The 17144-nt window shown below is 52.0% G+C and carries 19 protein-coding genes; 11 read left to right on the forward strand and 8 right to left on the reverse strand.

The annotated features are described in order from the left end of the window. The first annotated feature begins 91 nt into the window (after nucleotides 1-91). The 3 genes from rsmG to AY555_RS03770 are packed head-to-tail and all read left to right on the forward strand — an operon-like array spanning nucleotide 92 to nucleotide 2620. Nucleotides 92-700 carry a 16S rRNA (guanine(527)-N(7))-methyltransferase RsmG gene (gene rsmG / locus AY555_RS03760; protein ID WP_407646301.1) on the forward strand — a complete coding sequence of 203 codons (609 nt, stop codon included), beginning with the start codon at nucleotides 92-94 and terminating at the stop codon, nucleotides 698-700. Continuing rightward, on the forward strand, nucleotides 690-1490 hold the full coding sequence (locus AY555_RS03765; RefSeq protein ID WP_066133651.1) for a ParA family protein: 801 nt from the start codon (nucleotides 690-692) through the stop codon (nucleotides 1488-1490). Before rsmG ends, AY555_RS03765 begins: the two co-directional genes overlap by 11 nt. Continuing rightward, nucleotides 1487-2620: a ParB/RepB/Spo0J family partition protein gene (locus tag AY555_RS03770; RefSeq protein WP_082811843.1), complete on the forward strand. Its 1134-nt coding sequence runs from the start codon at nucleotides 1487-1489 to the stop codon at nucleotides 2618-2620. Before AY555_RS03765 ends, AY555_RS03770 begins: the two co-directional genes overlap by 4 nt. 92 nt (nucleotides 2621-2712) lie before the next feature. Here the strand turns inward: AY555_RS03770 and htpX are convergent, their stop codons facing one another. Further along, on the reverse strand, nucleotides 2713-3672 hold the full coding sequence (gene htpX, locus AY555_RS03775; RefSeq protein ID WP_066133654.1) for a zinc metalloprotease HtpX: 960 nt from the start codon (nucleotides 3670-3672) through the stop codon (nucleotides 2713-2715). 221 nt (nucleotides 3673-3893) lie between these two features. Here htpX and AY555_RS12385 point away from each other — a divergent pair, with 221 nt between their 5' ends. Together AY555_RS12385 and AY555_RS03780 are read left to right on the forward strand one after the other, a co-directional pair. Continuing rightward, complete coding sequence (locus tag AY555_RS12385) at nucleotides 3894-3977, forward strand: DUF1674 domain-containing protein (protein ID WP_456071318.1); 84 nt, start codon at nucleotides 3894-3896, stop codon at nucleotides 3975-3977. Nucleotides 3978-4106: 129 nt separating this feature from the next. After that, on the forward strand, nucleotides 4107-5510 hold the full coding sequence (locus AY555_RS03780) for a hypothetical protein (protein ID WP_066133657.1): 1404 nt from the start codon (nucleotides 4107-4109) through the stop codon (nucleotides 5508-5510). A gap of 36 nt (nucleotides 5511-5546) precedes the next feature. Here the strand turns inward: AY555_RS03780 and purH are convergent, their stop codons facing one another. Continuing rightward, the gene (gene purH, locus AY555_RS03785) at nucleotides 5547-7133 is read right to left on the reverse strand and encodes a bifunctional phosphoribosylaminoimidazolecarboxamide formyltransferase/IMP cyclohydrolase (RefSeq protein ID WP_066133660.1); all 1587 of its coding nucleotides are present in this window, start codon (nucleotides 7131-7133) and stop codon (nucleotides 5547-5549) included. Nucleotides 7134-7532: 399 nt separating this feature from the next. Between purH and AY555_RS03790 the strand changes: the two genes are divergently transcribed. After that, complete coding sequence (locus tag AY555_RS03790; RefSeq protein ID WP_066136498.1) at nucleotides 7533-8021, forward strand: helix-turn-helix domain-containing protein; 489 nt, start codon at nucleotides 7533-7535, stop codon at nucleotides 8019-8021. 36 nt (nucleotides 8022-8057) lie between these two features. Here the strand turns inward: AY555_RS03790 and AY555_RS03795 are convergent, their stop codons facing one another. Further along, entirely contained in the window at nucleotides 8058-8270 is a 213-nt protein-coding gene (locus AY555_RS03795; RefSeq protein ID WP_066133663.1) for a hypothetical protein, read from the reverse strand. Between the two features lie 235 nt (nucleotides 8271-8505). Here AY555_RS03795 and hslV point away from each other — a divergent pair, with 235 nt between their 5' ends. After that, nucleotides 8506-9054 carry an ATP-dependent protease subunit HslV gene (gene hslV, locus AY555_RS03800; RefSeq protein ID WP_066133665.1) on the forward strand — a complete coding sequence of 183 codons (549 nt, stop codon included), beginning with the start codon at nucleotides 8506-8508 and terminating at the stop codon, nucleotides 9052-9054. Then, entirely contained in the window at nucleotides 9055-10365 is a 1311-nt protein-coding gene (gene hslU / locus AY555_RS03805) for an ATP-dependent protease ATPase subunit HslU (RefSeq protein ID WP_066133668.1), read from the forward strand. Between the two features lie 33 nt (nucleotides 10366-10398). On the opposite strand, the gene dnaQ is transcribed toward hslU, so the two are convergent. Genes dnaQ through AY555_RS03830 form a run of 5 tightly spaced genes read right to left on the reverse strand, consistent with a single transcriptional unit; the run spans nucleotide 10399 to nucleotide 13986 of the window. After that, nucleotides 10399-11091 carry a DNA polymerase III subunit epsilon gene (dnaQ, locus tag AY555_RS03810; RefSeq protein WP_066133671.1) on the reverse strand — a complete coding sequence of 231 codons (693 nt, stop codon included), beginning with the start codon at nucleotides 11089-11091 and terminating at the stop codon, nucleotides 10399-10401. Nucleotides 11092-11097: 6 nt separating this feature from the next. Next, complete coding sequence (gene coaE / locus AY555_RS03815; RefSeq protein ID WP_066133674.1) at nucleotides 11098-11697, reverse strand: dephospho-CoA kinase; 600 nt, start codon at nucleotides 11695-11697, stop codon at nucleotides 11098-11100. Continuing rightward, the gene (locus tag AY555_RS03820) at nucleotides 11694-12542 is read right to left on the reverse strand and encodes a shikimate dehydrogenase (RefSeq protein ID WP_066133676.1); all 849 of its coding nucleotides are present in this window, start codon (nucleotides 12540-12542) and stop codon (nucleotides 11694-11696) included. Before AY555_RS03820 ends, coaE begins: the two co-directional genes overlap by 4 nt. Further along, nucleotides 12539-13141: a Maf family protein gene (locus tag AY555_RS03825; protein ID WP_066133679.1), complete on the reverse strand. Its 603-nt coding sequence runs from the start codon at nucleotides 13139-13141 to the stop codon at nucleotides 12539-12541. The genes AY555_RS03820 and AY555_RS03825 overlap by 4 nt, the downstream gene beginning before the upstream one ends. Nucleotides 13142-13158: 17 nt before the next feature. Further along, nucleotides 13159-13986 carry a pyruvate, water dikinase regulatory protein gene (locus AY555_RS03830; RefSeq protein WP_066133682.1) on the reverse strand — a complete coding sequence of 276 codons (828 nt, stop codon included), beginning with the start codon at nucleotides 13984-13986 and terminating at the stop codon, nucleotides 13159-13161. Nucleotides 13987-14408: 422 nt separating this feature from the next. Between AY555_RS03830 and hemE the strand changes: the two genes are divergently transcribed. From hemE to hemJ, 3 genes are read left to right on the forward strand one after another with little or no spacing between them, the layout of a single operon-like run. Continuing rightward, complete coding sequence (gene hemE, locus AY555_RS03835; protein ID WP_209315814.1) at nucleotides 14409-15467, forward strand: uroporphyrinogen decarboxylase; 1059 nt, start codon at nucleotides 14409-14411, stop codon at nucleotides 15465-15467. Further along, the gene (gene hemH, locus AY555_RS03840) at nucleotides 15464-16558 is read left to right on the forward strand and encodes a ferrochelatase (RefSeq protein ID WP_082811845.1); all 1095 of its coding nucleotides are present in this window, start codon (nucleotides 15464-15466) and stop codon (nucleotides 16556-16558) included. The genes hemE and hemH overlap by 4 nt, the downstream gene beginning before the upstream one ends. After that, entirely contained in the window at nucleotides 16530-16982 is a 453-nt protein-coding gene (gene hemJ / locus AY555_RS03845) for a protoporphyrinogen oxidase HemJ (protein WP_066133691.1), read from the forward strand. The genes hemH and hemJ overlap by 29 nt, the downstream gene beginning before the upstream one ends. Nucleotides 16983-17144: the final 162 nt, after the last annotated feature.

Here is a 17144-nt window from a genome sequence, read left to right on the forward strand (position 1 = left end):
GGGTATACAGGGGGAGGCTGAAGCCCTCCCCCTGTTGTTTCACGTGAAACACCTATCCGATATACCGGAGCACTTGTCGTTGTCTGTCCCGCTGACATTCAAAGAATTTCAGACCACATCGCGCGTTTCACGTGAAACGATGGAGCGTCTTGCCCTTTATGCAGACCTCCTCTGCAAATGGCAGAAAAGCATCAACCTTGTTTCTGCATCTACCCTTGAAGATCTTTGGCGCCGACATTTCCTTGATTCTGCACAACTGTGGACACTGCTCCCTCAAGGAGCAAAGACCTTGGTAGACATAGGCAGCGGTGCCGGATTTCCCGGCATGGTCCTAGCGATAATGGGGGTCGATACCGTTCATCTTATTGAATCAGACCAACGCAAGTGCGCATTCCTGCGTGAGGTCGCCAGGGAAACAGGTACATCCGTTACCGTTCATGCCACCCGTATTGAGGCTGCCACGGTATGCCCTGTCGATGTTATCACATCACGGGCGCTGGCATCGCTGGACAAGCTTCTGGATCTTTCATCCAAGTTCAGGACTGAACACACAATTTGCCTGTTCCCCAAAGGACAGACTGCCGATATCGAGTTGACCGGAGCTCAACAAACATGGACACTACGCACCGAAAAGTTCCCCAGCCTGACCGATGCAAACGCGACCATTCTGCGACTAAGCGAGGTACGCCGTGAGCTATGATCTACCGGCCAAAGGCCCAAAAATTATTGCCGTGGCCAACCAAAAAGGTGGGGTTGGGAAGACCACAACCACCATAAATCTTGGCACCGCAATGGCTGCGGTCAAAAAGCGTGTCCTTGTCATCGACATGGATCCACAGGGAAATGCATCAACCGGCTTGGGCGTTGAACGGGCTCAACGTCAGCGCAATGCATACGCAATCCTGACCGAAGATCTCCCGCTGGCAGAAGTTGTGTGCCGGACATCTGTCCCCGGACTGAGCATTATCCCCTCAGGTGTTGATCTTGCAGGGGCAGAGCTGGAGCTTGTGGATATGACAGAGCGGGAATTCCGCCTGAAAAAAGCCCTGTCATCAGCGATACAAGACTATGATTATGTCCTGATAGACTGCCCCCCCGCACTAGGGCTGCTGACCTTGAATGCCCTTGTTGCTGCGCACGAGGTCCTAGTTCCTCTTCAGTGTGAATTCTTTGCCCTTGAAGGCATTTCCCATCTGATGAAGACGATTGACCGGGTCAAACGAACCCTTAATCCACACCTTGGCATTCAGGGTATTGTTCTGACCATGTTCGACAAACGCAATAATCTGTCGGGTATGGTCGAGAGTGATGTACGCGGCTATTTTGGTGACAAGGTTTTCAACACGGTTATTCCGCGTAACGTACGGGTATCCGAAGCACCCTCGCATGGAAAGCCTGTTTTGCTGTATGACCTGCGCAGCTCCGGAGCACAGGCTTACGTTCACCTGGCCGGGGAAGTTTTCAAACGTGAGCGGGAGATGGCGATATGAGCGAGGAGAAACCACGCCGGGGACTGGGGAGGGGGCTCTCTGCCCTGTTCGGGGAAGACAGTGATGAAGCTGTCTCCGAAACAGGAAAGTCCGGAAACACGCGCGCAACCACACGCACGCCCGTTGATGTTCCTGTCGAACTTCTGCAATCCGGTCGGTTCCAGCCGCGCCAACAGTTTGATGAAGAGGGCCTGGACGACCTGGCCCAAAGTATACGCGAGAAAGGCATCATCCAGCCTATTCTGGTCCGTCGGCTCCCCGAGGACTCAAAGCGCTATGAAATCATCGCGGGAGAGCGGCGCTGGCGGGCAGCACAGATTGCCCGGAGGCAAACAGTTCCTGTTCTCATTCGTGATTTTTCCGACCGGGACGCCGCTGAAGTTGCACTGATCGAAAACCTCCAGCGCCGCGACCTGTCAGCCCTTGAGGAAGCAGAAGGGTATCGTCGTCTACAGGAAGAGTTCCAGCACAATCAGGATGACCTGTCACGAACACTGGGCAAAAGCAGAAGTCACGTTGCCAACATGATGCGTCTTCTGGGACTGCCGGACCCCGTAAAGGTTCTCCTGCGCAATGGGTCCCTTTCTGCCGGACACGCCCGCGCCCTGCTGAATGCAGAAGACCCGGTCTCACTGGCCAATGTTGTGGTCAAGAAAGGCCTGAATGTTCGCCAGACCGAACGCCTGGCAACAGAAAAGGGGGGTGTCCGCAAACGCAAGACCCCCGCCAACAAGGCAACCAAGCCCGAACAGGGTAGGGTAAGCAAAGACTCTGACACCATGGCCTTGGAAAAAGACCTTGCCCGTATCCTGGGCTTGAAAGTCAACATCGAGTTTGAAGGGCGCGGCGGACGTATTCTTATTCACTATGAAAGTCTCGCGCAGCTTGATGATATCCTCTACCGCCTGAACAACCCGACAGACAACAGCTCGGACCAGCGCCGCGCAGAGGGGAACGAAGAAGAGGACAACTATGCCTTTGCCATGGGCTTTGCGAAGAAACAGGATCACCCTCTCCGAAAAGAAGAGGTGAAAAAGCCATCCCTTCTTCTGCCTGAAGATGCCCTGATTGACGCATGGGACGATGCCCTGAAGAACGAGGAAAACGAAATGGCGGGTCTTTTCGACTAGATACGCTCGGAATACCTGCGCAGAACTTATATAAAAAACGGGAGACCATAGACAAAGTCTCCCGTTTCATTTTGGGTCATGACAAACAGCTCTTATCCCCAAGGGCCTCTGCGGTGACCCGGCGTTTTTTCCCATGGTGACGTTTGCCCCCCATCTCTTTCAGATGAATTTATTTTACGGTCGTGCGGATGTATGCCGTATTCCTGCGCCATATCCTGAAGAGCCTTGATCCGGTTAGCCGTTGCGGGGTGTGTTGAGAAAAGATTGTCCATCGACCGCGCGTGCAGGGGGTTAACAATGAACATATGGGCCGTTGCCGGGTTGGCTTCTGCTGCATGATTGTCAATCTGGCTGGCTCCACGCTCCAACTTTGCAAGAGCGCCAGCAAGCCACAGTGGGTTTCCGCAAATGGCAGCACCAATACGATCGGCTTCATACTCCCGGCTACGGGAAATTCCGGTCTGCACCAACATTGCGGCCAAGGGGGCCAGGATCATCAACAGCAGGGACCCAACAAATCCAAGCGGGCTGCTGTTACCTTCTTCAGAACCCCGTGATGCTCCCATGAAAAGAACCATGTTACCAAGCATGGAGATCGCACCGGCCAGCGTCGCCGTAATGGTCATGGTCAGGGTATCGCGGTTGCGCACATGGGCCAGTTCGTGGGCCATCACACCGGCAATTTCCTCTTCATTCAGAAGGGCAAGCAGACCCGTTGTTGCGGCAACAGCTGCATTCTCCGGGTTACGGCCGGTTGCAAAGGCATTGGGCTGTGGGTTGTCTATGACATAGACCTTTGGCATCGGCATAGAGGCACGACCTGCCAGATGCTCCACAATCCCATAAAGCCCGGGGGCAGACGTACGATCAACGGGCCTAGCCCCATACATGGACAGAACCAGACGATCGGAGTTCCAGTACGCAAACATGTTCATCGCCCCGGCCATAAACAGGGCCAGCAGCGCACCACCAGCTCCGCCGACTAGATAGCCAACGGCCAGAAAAAGCCCGGTCATCGCAGCGAGAAGAACAGCCGTACGGGCAAAACGCATAACCTGAAATCCTTACCCTGTTACCTTCTGAAGCAGACATACGCCTGCATTCCGTCTATGCTATGACGTGGGACGCAATGTCCATACGTCAAGTACTCATTGCTACTATTTTGTTCTGTAAGGATTTTATTATGTCTGCTCCTCCAGACCCTGTCCCAGATAATCCGGCCGTAGTTACATCCCCCGATTCAGAACCAGAAAACCAACAAGAAGAAGCCTCTATGACTGAAATTGGCGGCCCAAGAGGGGCGGAACCAACGCGCTTCGGTGACTGGGAACGCAACGGACGATGCAGTGATTTCTAGGGGCTCCAGAGCGGCTTCCTGATTATGATTCGTGGCATCCTCGGCACGAATCGAGGACTCGGCCTTGAAGGAAAGGCGCGATAACCGTACCGTTCTTACAGGAAAAATCAGCTAGGCTACAGGACATCCATGTCATTTTTTGATGTTTTGATGGATATCCTGAAGGCAATATTCGGAGCGCTTTCAGGAAAACCCGGAGGCACAGGGAACGTCGATGAAGACGATTCCGGCGGGGCAACTGCGCTTCGTGTTCTTCTCCTGACATTCGAGAATGATACAAACGGCTCGGTAACAGAATCTATCGCAAAGTCTTTGGGCAAAGTACCCGGGCTGTCGATCGTACGTACCACCGAGATTACAGCACCTGTTGATGACAATGAGGTTCTGCCAAGCTCCTTGGCGGCCATGGTCAGAAAAGCCAGAATAATGGCTGCTTCTGAAGAAGTTGGCGGCATTCTGGGTGGACATATCACCGCCAACAATACCCTGCGCCTGCGTCTTATCCCCGCCAGACTGGATACGGAAGCTGTGAGCTGCGTCCTGTTCTCCGGTGATCTTGTCGAATTTCCACTTCCCCTGAATGGAACAGACGAGATTGTAGCGGTTGCGGCCCTGACGGCTATATGCTGTGACACAGACGGGACACGTCGGAATCGTTCAGACCGGCTAAGAGAGCTCCCACAAAGCATAGACGAGCTTGTTGGAAGCATGGGCGGATTGTCCCCCGCCGGGGAAGCATCGATTCAGCTTTTCTATGCCGGGGCACTGATAACTTCCGGGTTCCGGACAGATCAAAAGGCTTTGCTGGAGAAGGCTCTCGACCTGACCAAGGATGCCTTGGCCAAGGCCAAGGAAGGCCTGACAGCAGCACAGGTTGGTGCCGCACGGGCACGCTTTGCCGTTTTGTCCACCGAGCTGGCATTACGCAGCGATGACTTTCAGAAAACAGAAGAGTTTGTCAGCCACTTCCGTATGGCGGCAGAAACATACCCGCTGGAACTGTTCCCGGACGAGAACGCGTTTCTGAACACACAGATGGCTCGTGTCTTGGCCCGCCTTGGACAGTCAACAGGCAAAATCCCTTTCATGCGTTCTGCTGTTGATGCCTACTTTGAAGCCTCGCGATCCTGGAATAAGGCATGGCGACCAGATTCATGGGCGGAGCTTCAGAACAACATGGGGTCCGTCATGACCCAGATAGGGGAATTCTCGGGAAACAGCGAAATACTGGGACGTGCCAGTCGCGTTTTTGAGTCCATCACAGAAGTCTGGAGCCGCGACAAGAAACCAAAACAATGGGCCAACATACAGAACAATATCGGCGCCTGCCGCTTTGCTGAAGGAAAACGCAGCAACGACATGGCCATACTGCGTGAAGCCTTGGAGCGTTTTTCATTAGCTCTAGAGGTTTATGCCGCCGAAGGCATGACCAAGAATGTAACTGTCACCCAGAAAAACATCGCCCGCGTCGAACGCGTGATAGGATCACAGGAAGCAGGGGCCTCTGCTCCGAAGGCAGACAAGCCCGAGTGAGATGTTTCACGTGAAACATCTCACCCTTCAACCATCTCAATGACGAAAATGACGCGTGCCGGTAAATACCATGGCAAGTCCTGCATCATCTGCAGCTTTTATGACCTCTTCATCACGAATGGAACCACCTGGCTGTATCACGGCCGTTGCACCAGCCTCTGCCGCAGCAAGGAGACCGTCTGCAAAGGGAAAAAATGCATCCGACGAAACAACGGATCCCACAGCCCAGCTCTGACTCTCACCGTTGGCTTCTGCCGCTTGGGCAGCACGCAATGCCGCTATGCGGGAGGAATTAACCCGACTCATTTGCCCCGCACCAATGCCAACGGTCATCAAATTCCGCGCATAAACAATCGCATTCGATTTGACATGCTTACCAACCGTAAAGGCAAACAGCATATCGCGCATCTCCTGCTCCGATGGCTGACGCTTGGTGACAACCCTTAAATCCTCGCCTGCCACCAAGATGTCACGATCCTGTATCAGAAGACCGCCCGCAATCGCCTTAACCTGCACCCCCCTTGAACGGGGATCCGGAAGGGAGGGCGTGACAAGAACACGGACATTCTTTTTTGCAGAAAGAATACGGCTGGCCTCAGGATCAACACTAGGCGCAATAATAACTTCAAGAAACAGGTCACAAAGATCCTGTGCTGTCTCTGCATCCAGAGAGCGGTTGAAAGCAACGATCCCCCCGAAGGCGCTCTCTGTATCACACGACAGGGCCTTGCGGTATGCCTCACGCACTGTGTCGGCAACAGCAACCCCGCACGGGTTGGCGTGCTTGACGATAACACAGGCGGTTTGAGAAAACTCGGCAACCAGCTCGAAAGCAGCATCGGTATCGTTAAAGTTATTGTAGGACAGTTCCTTGCCTTGAATCTGCGTTGCTGTTGCAACACCGGGGCGCTGTTCCCCCGTAAGATAGACAGCCCCGCTCTGGTGAGGATTCTCACCGTAGCGCATGGTTTGTTTCAAACGACCGGCAAGAACCATACGAGACGGGAAGGTGCTTCCAACCTGCCGGGAGAACCAATTTGATATAGCGGCATCATAGCACGCCGTCCGGGCATAAGCCGCAGCGGCCAGTTGCCGACGCAAATCATGGCTGGTTGCCCCGTCATGTACGGTCATATCCTCCATAACACGGGCATAGTCAGACGGATCAACAACGACCGTTACGGAATCATGGTTCTTTGCCGCGGCCCGGATCATGGCCGGCCCACCAATATCAATCTGCTCTACGCAATCCTGGAAACCCGAACCCGCCGCAACCGTTTCCTCAAACGGGTACAAGTTGACCACAACAAGATCTATCGGGTTGATCCCGTATTGTTCCATTTGTTCTTCATGAACCCTGTTACCCCTTACACCAAGGAGACCGCCGTGGATTTTGGGATGAAGGGTTTTGACGCGTCCATCCAGCATTTCAGGAAAACCGGTTACGTCAGAAACCTCACGCACAGCAATTCCATTCTTGGCAAGAAGGGAAGCAGACCCACCAGTAGACAGGATTTCCACACCTTTATTCACAAGAAAGCGGGCGAAATCAACAAGACCACCCTTGTCAGAAACAGAAATAAGCGCTCTGCGAATACGGGGAATAGCACCAGAAGCAGACATAGACAGATCTTTCCTGAAACCTATGGAACCTGATTCCGCTGATAGCACAAAGCGGTCACCCGCGTATATCCCCAGAAAACGATGGAGCATGGCATCATTTCATATTGCATACAAAAACGCGTACATATTTTTATGTTAAATGTCACTTGAATTAATTTTTATTACAAAATACACGAAATAATACTTGGAAACTAAGATTGCGTTTTGCTTAAAATTAATACCTTAAGAAGAAATTTTGGCAAACGCCCTTATCATCTTAACTATATGTGTTTGATCTACATTTTAGATATCAATTGCACTCAATACGGGCTACCTGTCGTGCCTTTCAACTAGCATAAGGGAAAAAGGGTCGTTATTGTTCAATCAAGAATGACGATATTTCTAAAATCTGAAAACATCATGGTGTCCAAGGTGAATAGTGAGAGCAGAATAAAGATCCGCCGCAGACAACCAATCACGGCGAAAGAATACGGACCCGATCCTGTTGACATACACGTTGGAAAGCGCCTGAAGCTACGCAGACGCCTGATGAAGTTGAGTCAGGAGCAGCTTGGAGAAGCTGTCCGCGTTACGTTTCAACAGATACAAAAGTACGAACGCGGACATAATCGCATATCGGCATCCCGTCTGTATGATATTGCGCGCGTTCTTGGCGTTGATGTTGCTTTTTTCTTTGAGGATATTGGGCACGACGTCACAGAGCATCGTCCGACACAGAACCTGCCACAAAACGCAGGATTGGGCGAAAATCCCGTGCCCGCCTATGAACAAGACCCTCTCTCGCGGAACGAGACCATGGAGCTGGTCCGCCTTTTCTGGAAACTCCCCAGCAGCGAAATGCGTCGCAACATTCTAGAATTGCTGAACAGCATGAGCCGACGTGACTAAATCAAGAACGCACAAAAATCACAGCACCATGGCCGGTCACACCACGTGATCGGCCATAATTTCTTCTACAATGGCCTGTGAAACATCGAGGAAGTGAATGACTTCAGCGCAGCGGCGGTCTATTCCCCTTCCTTCTCCAAGATCTTTCTTCAGACCTTCCAAGGCACCGTGGATGCCTCTCAGCAGGCGGAGCACATCACGGTTATTAAACTGATCAGTTGTATAATCTGAGCGAAGAACCGAATTCACACCCTATACCTCCTTTGGGCACACGACTCAGGAAATCGCAAGCAGGGGATCCTATGCAGTCTTGCACAAAAAAGCCAAACCCTGACGGAAACGGACTATAATAGTTCTTCCGGAAAAACACAATCCTTGATTGTTCGCTGTCGATAGAGTGTTGACCCGCCTATTGCAATGCCCCATCTAGGAATTCCGGAAACGCAGTGTTTCCGTACAACGTGCTTTTTGGAAACGCTGACCTATGTCTGATTCATCTCCTGCCGTGTGGCACGGCACCACAATTCTTTCTGTACGAAAAAACGGCCGGGTTGTTGTTGCCGGAGACGGGCAGGTCACTCTCGGCTCCACGGTCATAAAATCCAATGCAACAAAAGTACGTTACATTGGTGACGGCTCTGCGCTGGTAGGATTTGCAGGGGCAACTGCTGATGCCTTCACCCTGTTCGAACGCCTGGAGGAAAAGCTCCGTCAACATCCCGGTAGGCTGGCCCATGCCTGCGTTGAACTGGCAAAGGACTGGCGAACCGATCGTTATCTGCGCCGCTTGGAAGCCATGATGGCTGTTGTTGATCGCGATGTTTCCCTTGTTCTATCAGGAACCGGAGACGTTCTTGAACCCGAGGATGGCTTGATTGGCATTGGTTCTGGGGGAAGCTTTGCCCTTTCAGCCGCACGGGCGCTGGTTGATATCGAAGCCCTTGATGCAGAAGAGATAGCGCGACGCTCCATGAAGATTGCTGCCGATATTTGCGTATACACAAACCGAAATATTGTTCTGGAGAGCCTGTAAATGACAGCGTTCAGCCCCCGTGAAATTGTCTCTGAACTAGATCGCTATATTGTCGGGCAAGCCGATGCCAAACGGGCTGTAGCCGTAGCGCTGCGAAACCGGTGGCGTCGCCAGCAATTACCCGAAGCCTTGCGTGAAGAAATCTTGCCCAAGAATATTCTCATGATCGGACCAACGGGCGTCGGAAAGACAGAGATTGCGCGCCGTCTAGCAAAACTGGCCGAGGCGCCTTTCATCAAGGTTGAAGCAACAAAATTCACCGAAGTGGGGTATGTCGGCCGTGATGTTGAAAGCATCATCCGCGACCTGACAGAAACAGCTGTTCAAGACACACGCGTCCGCCTGAGGCGACAGGTTAATGCCAAGGCCGAGGTAAACGCTGAAGAACGTGTTCTCGATGCCTTGGTCGGGGAAAAGGCAAGCACAGAAACACGTCAAAAATTCCGCAAGATGTTGCGCGAGGGCAGCCTGAACGACCGTGAAATTGAACTGCAGCTCCGTGATACAGCCAATCCATCCATGCCAACAATTGATATCCCCGGAATGCCCGGATCACAGATGGGGATGCTCAATCTGAATGACCTGTTTGGCAAAGCATTTGGCGGAATGACCAAAACGCGCAAAATGACCGTACAGGACAGTTACGACATTCTCCTGCGCGAGGAGGCAGACAAGCTTCTGGACGAGGAACAGGTGGTCAAGGAGGCCATATTCTCTGTAGAAAACAATGGCATCGTCTTCTTGGATGAAGTGGACAAAATCACAGTCCGGTCGGAAAACAGAGGTGCAGATGTATCCCGAGAAGGAGTTCAGAGAGATCTGCTGCCCCTGATCGAAGGAACCATTGTGACCACCAAGCACGGCCCGGTGCGAACAGACCATATCCTGTTTATTGCGTCCGGTGCATTCCACGTTGCCAAGCCATCCGATCTCCTTCCGGAATTGCAGGGTCGTCTTCCAATCCGTGTTGAACTTCAGCCGCTCTGCCAGAATGATTTCCGCCGCATCCTGACAGAGCCGGAAGCCAACCTGATCGAGCAATACAAGGCCCTTATCGGAACCGAGGGCGTGACACTGACTTTTACAGACGATGCCATTGATGCTGTGGCCAAACTTGCGACCGAGATCAATGCTGCTATCGAGAATATCGGTGCCAGACGTTTACACACAGTTCTGGAAAAACTTCTGGAGGAAATCAGCTTCTCGGCAACCGATCGGGCTGGGGAAGATATTACCCTGACTGCAAACGATGTACACGAAAGGTTGGGTGGCATGGCAAACAAGGCTGATCTTTCCCGCTTTATCCTCTAAATCGGAATTTGCGTCGGGAAAGAAAATTTTGTCTCAGCTCTTATCGTATTGAAGCCATAACGCTTCTTTTACCATGTTACGAACAAAGTTCTGATGTGCCTCCGCTTCTTCTGGGGTGGGGGCATGCGGACGAGGTTCCCGGTAGGTACGGGGAGAGGCTGTCTCCCCGTCAGCCTTCCCGGAAGAAGGGACATTTGACAGCACAAGGCCAGGCTGTCGGCCACCACGCAATTCCAGATAAACTTCAGCAAGAAGTTCAGAGTCCAGAAGTGCACCGTGCTTGTCACGGCGGCTGTTATCAATATTGAAGCGCTTGCACAGGGCATCCAGACTTGCTGGTGCACCCGGAAACTGCCGCCGGGCCATCAGGAGCGTATCAACAGCCCGCTCGAACGGAACGGGCGGAAAGCCGTGTGCAACCAGCTCCGCATTGATGAACTTCATATCAAAGGCGGCATTGTGGATAACCAACGGGGAATCCGCGATGAAGTCGAGAAAGTCCTGCGCTTTCTCAGCAAACAGCGGCTTCCCGGACAGGAACTCTGTTGTCAGGCCATGAACACGGGCCGCATCGGCCGGCACATCCCGTTGAGGGTCCAGATACGTATGAAAGGTTCTTCCTGTCGGAACAAGATGAACCAATTCCAAACATCCGATTTCGACAAGCCTGTGTCCCTCTGCGGGATCAAAGCCCGTTGTTTCCGTATCAAAGACAACCTCACGCATACTGTTTCAACCCACTTGTCCTGAAGAGAGCAACCGAACAATACGGTGCAGGCTGCGAAAAGTTACCCCGCGCCCAAGCCCGGTAGGCACAACCCAGTCCGCACGCCTGCGTTTTTCATAATCCGGCATTTGCCGTGCCAGAATAGCGTACAGACGCTCCTCCGTCATTCCTTTACGGGATAAAACCCGGGCTTTCTGTATGGAAAATGGCGCACTGACAACGGCAACATAATCACAGCGATCCTCTCCCCCTGTTTCAAACAACAAAGGGATATCCAGGGCAACAAGGGGAAAGCCCGCACGCTGATACTGTTTGAGGAAACGCTGCTCCGATTGACGGACCAAGGGGTGAAGAATATTTTCCAGACGGGAAAGGGCTTCCGGATCCGGAAAAACGCAGGCGCCGAGGGCAGCCCGATCAATCACGCCATCACGGACGACACCGGAAAAGGCCGCAGCAACAGCCTGAACAGCGGCACCCGCCGGGCCAAGCAGGGCGTGCACCGTCGCATCAGCATCATGAACGGGAACGCCAAGAATGCGCAGCATACGGCAGGCTGTGGATTTCCCCATTCCGACAGATCCTGTGATTCCCAGAATAGTCATGCCAGATGCAGGCTCTTGATAACGTGATCACGCAACAGATTATCTACAATGGGCATCACACCGAACCAAGCATGGAACCCGGGGCAAGCTTGGTGCAGGAGCATTCCCAGTCCATCAACCACCCTGTTTCCGCGTCTGCGTGCTGTGGCAAGAAGTGTCGTCTCCAGCGGTTTATACACAATATCACATACAACAGCCTGTTCCGACAGGGTATCAAGGGACAGCGACAACGGCGGACAACCTGTCATTCCCAAGCTTGTTGTATTGACCAGAAGAGAGAGCAACGGAAAAAACGGCTTGTAGTTATCCCATTCAACAACCGTAATTCCAGCCCCCAAGTCACGCGCAATGGATTCTGCTTTTTCAGGCGTTCTGTTTGTAATCAAAATATCCTGAAACCCGGCACTGACCAAGGCGAGAACAACCGACCGTGCCGCACCACCCGCACCAAGAACCAACACCGGACCTTTGGGATCAACAAAACCAGCCTGGTCCTGCACATTGCGCATAAAGCCATCCCCATCCGTCGTATCGCCGTGTATGGATCCATCTGTGGAAAACGTCAGGGTATTCACCGACCCTGCTGTACGAGCAGTTTCCGAAAGCGTATCGCATAGACTCAAGACGGCTTCCTTGTGCGGAATTGTCACGTTGACACCACAAAACCCCATACGCGGCAAGGCACGCACAACCATTTCAAGATCATCCGGGTGAACGGGAAGGGGAACAAAGGCACCATCAACACCATAGGCCTCAAGCCAAAACCCATGCAAACAAGGACTGGCCGAGTGGGATACCGGCCATCCCAGAATACCGGCTAACTTTGCATGCCCACTGATCATCATGGATCCACAATCCCATGCTGACGCAAAACATCCAGAACCGGCAAAAGCGGGAGACCAAGGATCGTGAACCAATTCCCCTCCATCTGTTCAAAAAGATGAACGCCCAGAGCTTCCACCTGATAAGATCCAACAGACGCCAAGGCTTTATCCCCAGCTTTATCAAGGTAATTCTCAACGCGTTTTTCACAGAGTGAACGCATTGTCATAAAAGAATTATCGGCCATTTTCCACATAACACGCCCATTCATGCACAGGGCTACACCAGATACCAAGCGATGCGTCTTTCCGGAAAGGATCAGAAGCTGGTTCTTTGCCTGTTGATAATCTCTGGGTTTATCAAACCAATCCCCATGACATTCCAGAATTTGGTCTGCCCCCAAGACAAGGGTTTCCGGATAACGCACTGACACTTGGAGAGCCTTGGCACAAGCCAGTTCCAGCGCGGTCTGCTCCACCGTCAAGCCATCGTTACAGCAGGCCTTTTTCAAGGCGCCTTCATCAACATTTGGAATATCGACATGGAACGGTATACCAGCATCACTGAGGATACGGCGACGGATCATACTGCCAGAGGCAAGGACAAGACCGGGTTGGGACACTGTTTCCGTAGCTCCTGTTACACACTGCCCCGTTTCTGTGCATAAAGCTGCATAACCGTGGCGGCTGCTTCTTCTATCGATTTGCGGGTCATATCAATAACCGGAATGGCGTGCCGGGTAAAAAGCCTTCTGGCCTGACTCATTTCGTCCCGAACCCGATCCTCGTCGGCATAATCCACAGAACCGATATCTCCCCCCATCATTTTCAGCCGATGGCGCCGTATATCAGCCAGAACAGAAGGATCCCGGGTCAAGCCCACAATCAGTGGCCCAGGGATTGAAAACAGATCAGATGGCAGGATAACACCGGGAACAACAGGAATATTGGCCGCTTTCAGGCCACGATTGGCAAGATACATACACATCGGTGTCTTGGATGTTCTTGAAACCCCGAACACAATGACATCCGCCTCGGAAAGACCTTCCAGCAGCTGACCATCATCATGATCAATTGTAAACTGAATGGCATCCATACGGCGCAGATAATGGGCATCGACGACATGCTGTCGCCCGGGTTTGCCATGGACCGGACTTCCCAGATATGCAGACAAAGCATTCAGAATTGGATCTAGGACCGGTATACACGGAACATCCAGGTCCATGAATTCCTGCTCTAGGGATGCGCGGATATCAGGATCAACAACAGTGTACAAAACTGGCCCTGGATCATCCCTAATTCCCTGTATCAACCGACGGGTCTGCCCTGATGTACGTATCAGGAACCAATCGTGCTGGCGCAAGGCAAGGTGTTCAAACTGGGCCAGACAGGCACGGGCAATACCGGAAATGGTTTCCCCACTGGAATCAGACACCAGATGGATTGACAGGCCCCGTGTATCCGCCATCACCGCATTGTCCCTCTTGTACACAAGATAACGCAAACGCCGTTGATAACAGGGGATAAAAGCCCTCTTTTAAAAACAGGCTATTTTTCATACCCGTTTTCCTTGGTTTCAGTCACCGGTTAATCCTCTTGTCCATAAAGATCAGATATGGAATGTGAAGACCGTGTACAATTTGCCCCAACAGATGAAACCCACATCATCAACAGCCTGTGACAAAAAGATCGACTCCTGTTACATAGGGGAATGAAGTCGTACTTTCCCTTGTTTTTCCACGCGGATCTGCAATCACATGATTATCCACCATGATCGTGTGGACAAGATCGTGAAAAACGGTAATCCCCTTTATTCACAGGGATCAACAATTCACTACATTTCCTTTAACAAAAAACTTTTATATTCAGATGGAAAACAAGAAAGAAGGATTGACTGTGCCACCTGTTACAAAGCCCTTGCTGAAAGCCCTTTCGGGACAAAAAACAATAGAAACTCCCCTATGGCTAATGCGCCAGGCTGGACGCTATCTACCAGAATACAGGGAAACACGGGCAAAGGCAGGCAACTTCCTTTCACTGTGTTATACGCCAGGTTTGGCAACAGAGGTCACACTCCAACCCATAAACCGCTATCAGATGGATGCGGCGATCCTGTTTTCAGATATTCTGGTTATTCCTGATGCGCTTGGGCAGAACGTATCCTTCCGCGAAGGGGAGGGACCATGTTTACCACCTCTGGAAGGACCACAGTCCCTTGATACCCTAAATCCTGACAGAGTTCGCTCTCACCTTGATCCGGTGTTCAGGACGGTATCCAATCTTGCTTCACAGCTTCCACAGGACACAACCCTGATCGGATTTTGTGGAGCCCCTTGGACTGTTGCGACCTACATGATAGAGGGAAAATCATCAAAAGATTTTTCCAGAACAAAAGCTTGGGCGTATTCAAAACCAAAAGACTTCGCGCGATTGATCACCCTTCTGGAGGATGCATCCGTTGACTACCTGTGTGGGCAGATAGAAGCTGGTGCTGAAGTACTGCAAATTTTTGACAGTTGGGCGGGGGTATTGCCCGAGAAGGAATTTTACCGATGGGCTTTGGAACCTGTGCAACGCATTGTCAGTGCGGTAAAGGATCGTCACCCCCATATCCCGATCATAGGATTTCCGCGCGGAGCTGGCCTTCTGTACGAGCGGTTCGTCCGCGAGAGTGGCTGTCATGCAGTCAGTCTGGATACCACAGTACCCTTGGAATGGGCTGCCCGGACACTGCAGCCACACATGACGGTACAAGGAAACCTGGATCCGGTTGCTCTTTTGGCAGGGGGAGAGTACCTTGACCAAGCCATTGATGCCATTCTCCATTCCCTTGGGCATGGCCCCTTTGTCTTCAATCTGGGGCATGGCATTTTGCCTGCAACACCACCGGAAAACGTAAGTCGTCTTGTCGAGCGTGTCCGTTCTTTTGCCCCAGGGAGAGTATCGTGAAAAGGCTGGCTATTGTCGTCTTCAATCTGGGGGGACCAGATCGTCCGGAAGCGGTAAAACCCTTTTTGTTCAACCTGTTCAATGATCCGGCGATTATTGGTGCACCAAAGCCTGTGCGGTGGCTTCTAGCAAAGTTTATTTCCTCGCGGAGAGCACCGGTTGCCCGTGAAATTTACGAGCATCTGGGAGGAAAATCCCCACTGCTTGAACAAACCAGAAGTCAGGCTGATGCTCTTGAAAAGGCATTGGCTGATATGGCAGATACGGTAAAAGTCTTTGTTGCCATGCGTTATTGGCATCCAATGACGGCTGAAACAGTGCACGCTGTTAAAGACTTTTCGCCAGACCAGATTGTTCTTCTTCCCCTTTATCCGCAATATTCATCAACAACTTCAGGATCCTCACTCAAGCTCTGGGCAGAAGAAGCCTTGAAGCAGGGGCTTGATGTGCCAACGTCCACATTGTGCTGTTATCCTGATGAAGTTGGCTTGATCGATGCCTTGGCTCTGAAAATTCGTGATACCCTGTCGAATCTCTCTACGAATGTACGTGTCCTTTTTTCGGCCCACGGCTTGCCAAAAAAAGTGATTGCAGCCGGAGATCCCTATCAGGACCAAGTGGAGCAGACTTGTGATGCCTTGGTTGAGCGTCTTGGGTTTCTGGGAGTGGATACCGCAAACCTAGACTGGACGATCTGCTATCAGAGTCGTGTTGGTCCCTTGGAATGGATTGGCCCGTCAACGGATGATGAAATTATCCGGGCCGGAAAAGACGGGGTTGCGGTTGTGATGGTGCCGGTTGCATTCGTGTCTGAACATTCCGAGACCTTGGTGGAATTGGATATCGAATATGGGGCCCTTGCTCGTGAAAGCGGCGTGCCATCTTATAATAGGATTATGACGGTCCAGTGTGATCCACATTTTATCAGGGGATTGGCTGACCAAGTCCGGAAAACGCTGCTGGTCCCCGGACAGCTTCGTTCCTGCCATGACCGGAAACTGTGCCGCGATGATAAAACACGGTGTCCCCATGCACCGGATCGTATGACAAAGGATAAAGCGGATGTTTGCATTGATGCCTGTGGGGTCTGACCCATACCTGTGGATCAAGGCCCTGCATGTGACCGCAGTTATCACCTGGATGGCCGGCTTATTCTATCTGCCACGGCTTTATGTGTATCACGCCGCAGAAGGGGCCATGAACTCAGCGATTTCTGAAACCTTCAAGGTTATGGAACGCCGTTTGTTGCGGGCTATCATGAATCCTTCGATGGTGATTGTGTTCTCAACCGGCCTTCTTCTGGCCCCTGACTGGCTGAAAGGGCAGGGATGGTTGCATGCGAAGATTGTTTTGGCCCTTGGTATGGCGGTTTGCCACGCTTTTTATGCCCGTTGGCGCCGGGATTTTGAGGCTGGGCAGAATACGCGTTCTCATCGTTTTTACCGTATTGCCAACGAGGTTCCGACGCTTCTTCTGCTGGGAATTATTATTCTGGTTATTATCAAACCGTTCTGAAACATTGCGCCGTGTACGGAAAACGTTGACACGGGACACGGTTCATTTTAACGGTACCGGTATGGAAGTTACGGTCATGTATTTGGTCCGGGCTTCTTCCTTCCCTTATCCGCTACCTTTTCCAGACACGTTTCTGTCCTTGTTCCTCAAGATTGGTTCATG

It is taken from the genome of Haematospirillum jordaniae (genome assembly GCF_001611975.1).
GTDB lineage: Bacteria > Pseudomonadota > Alphaproteobacteria > Rhodospirillales > Rhodospirillaceae > Haematospirillum > Haematospirillum jordaniae.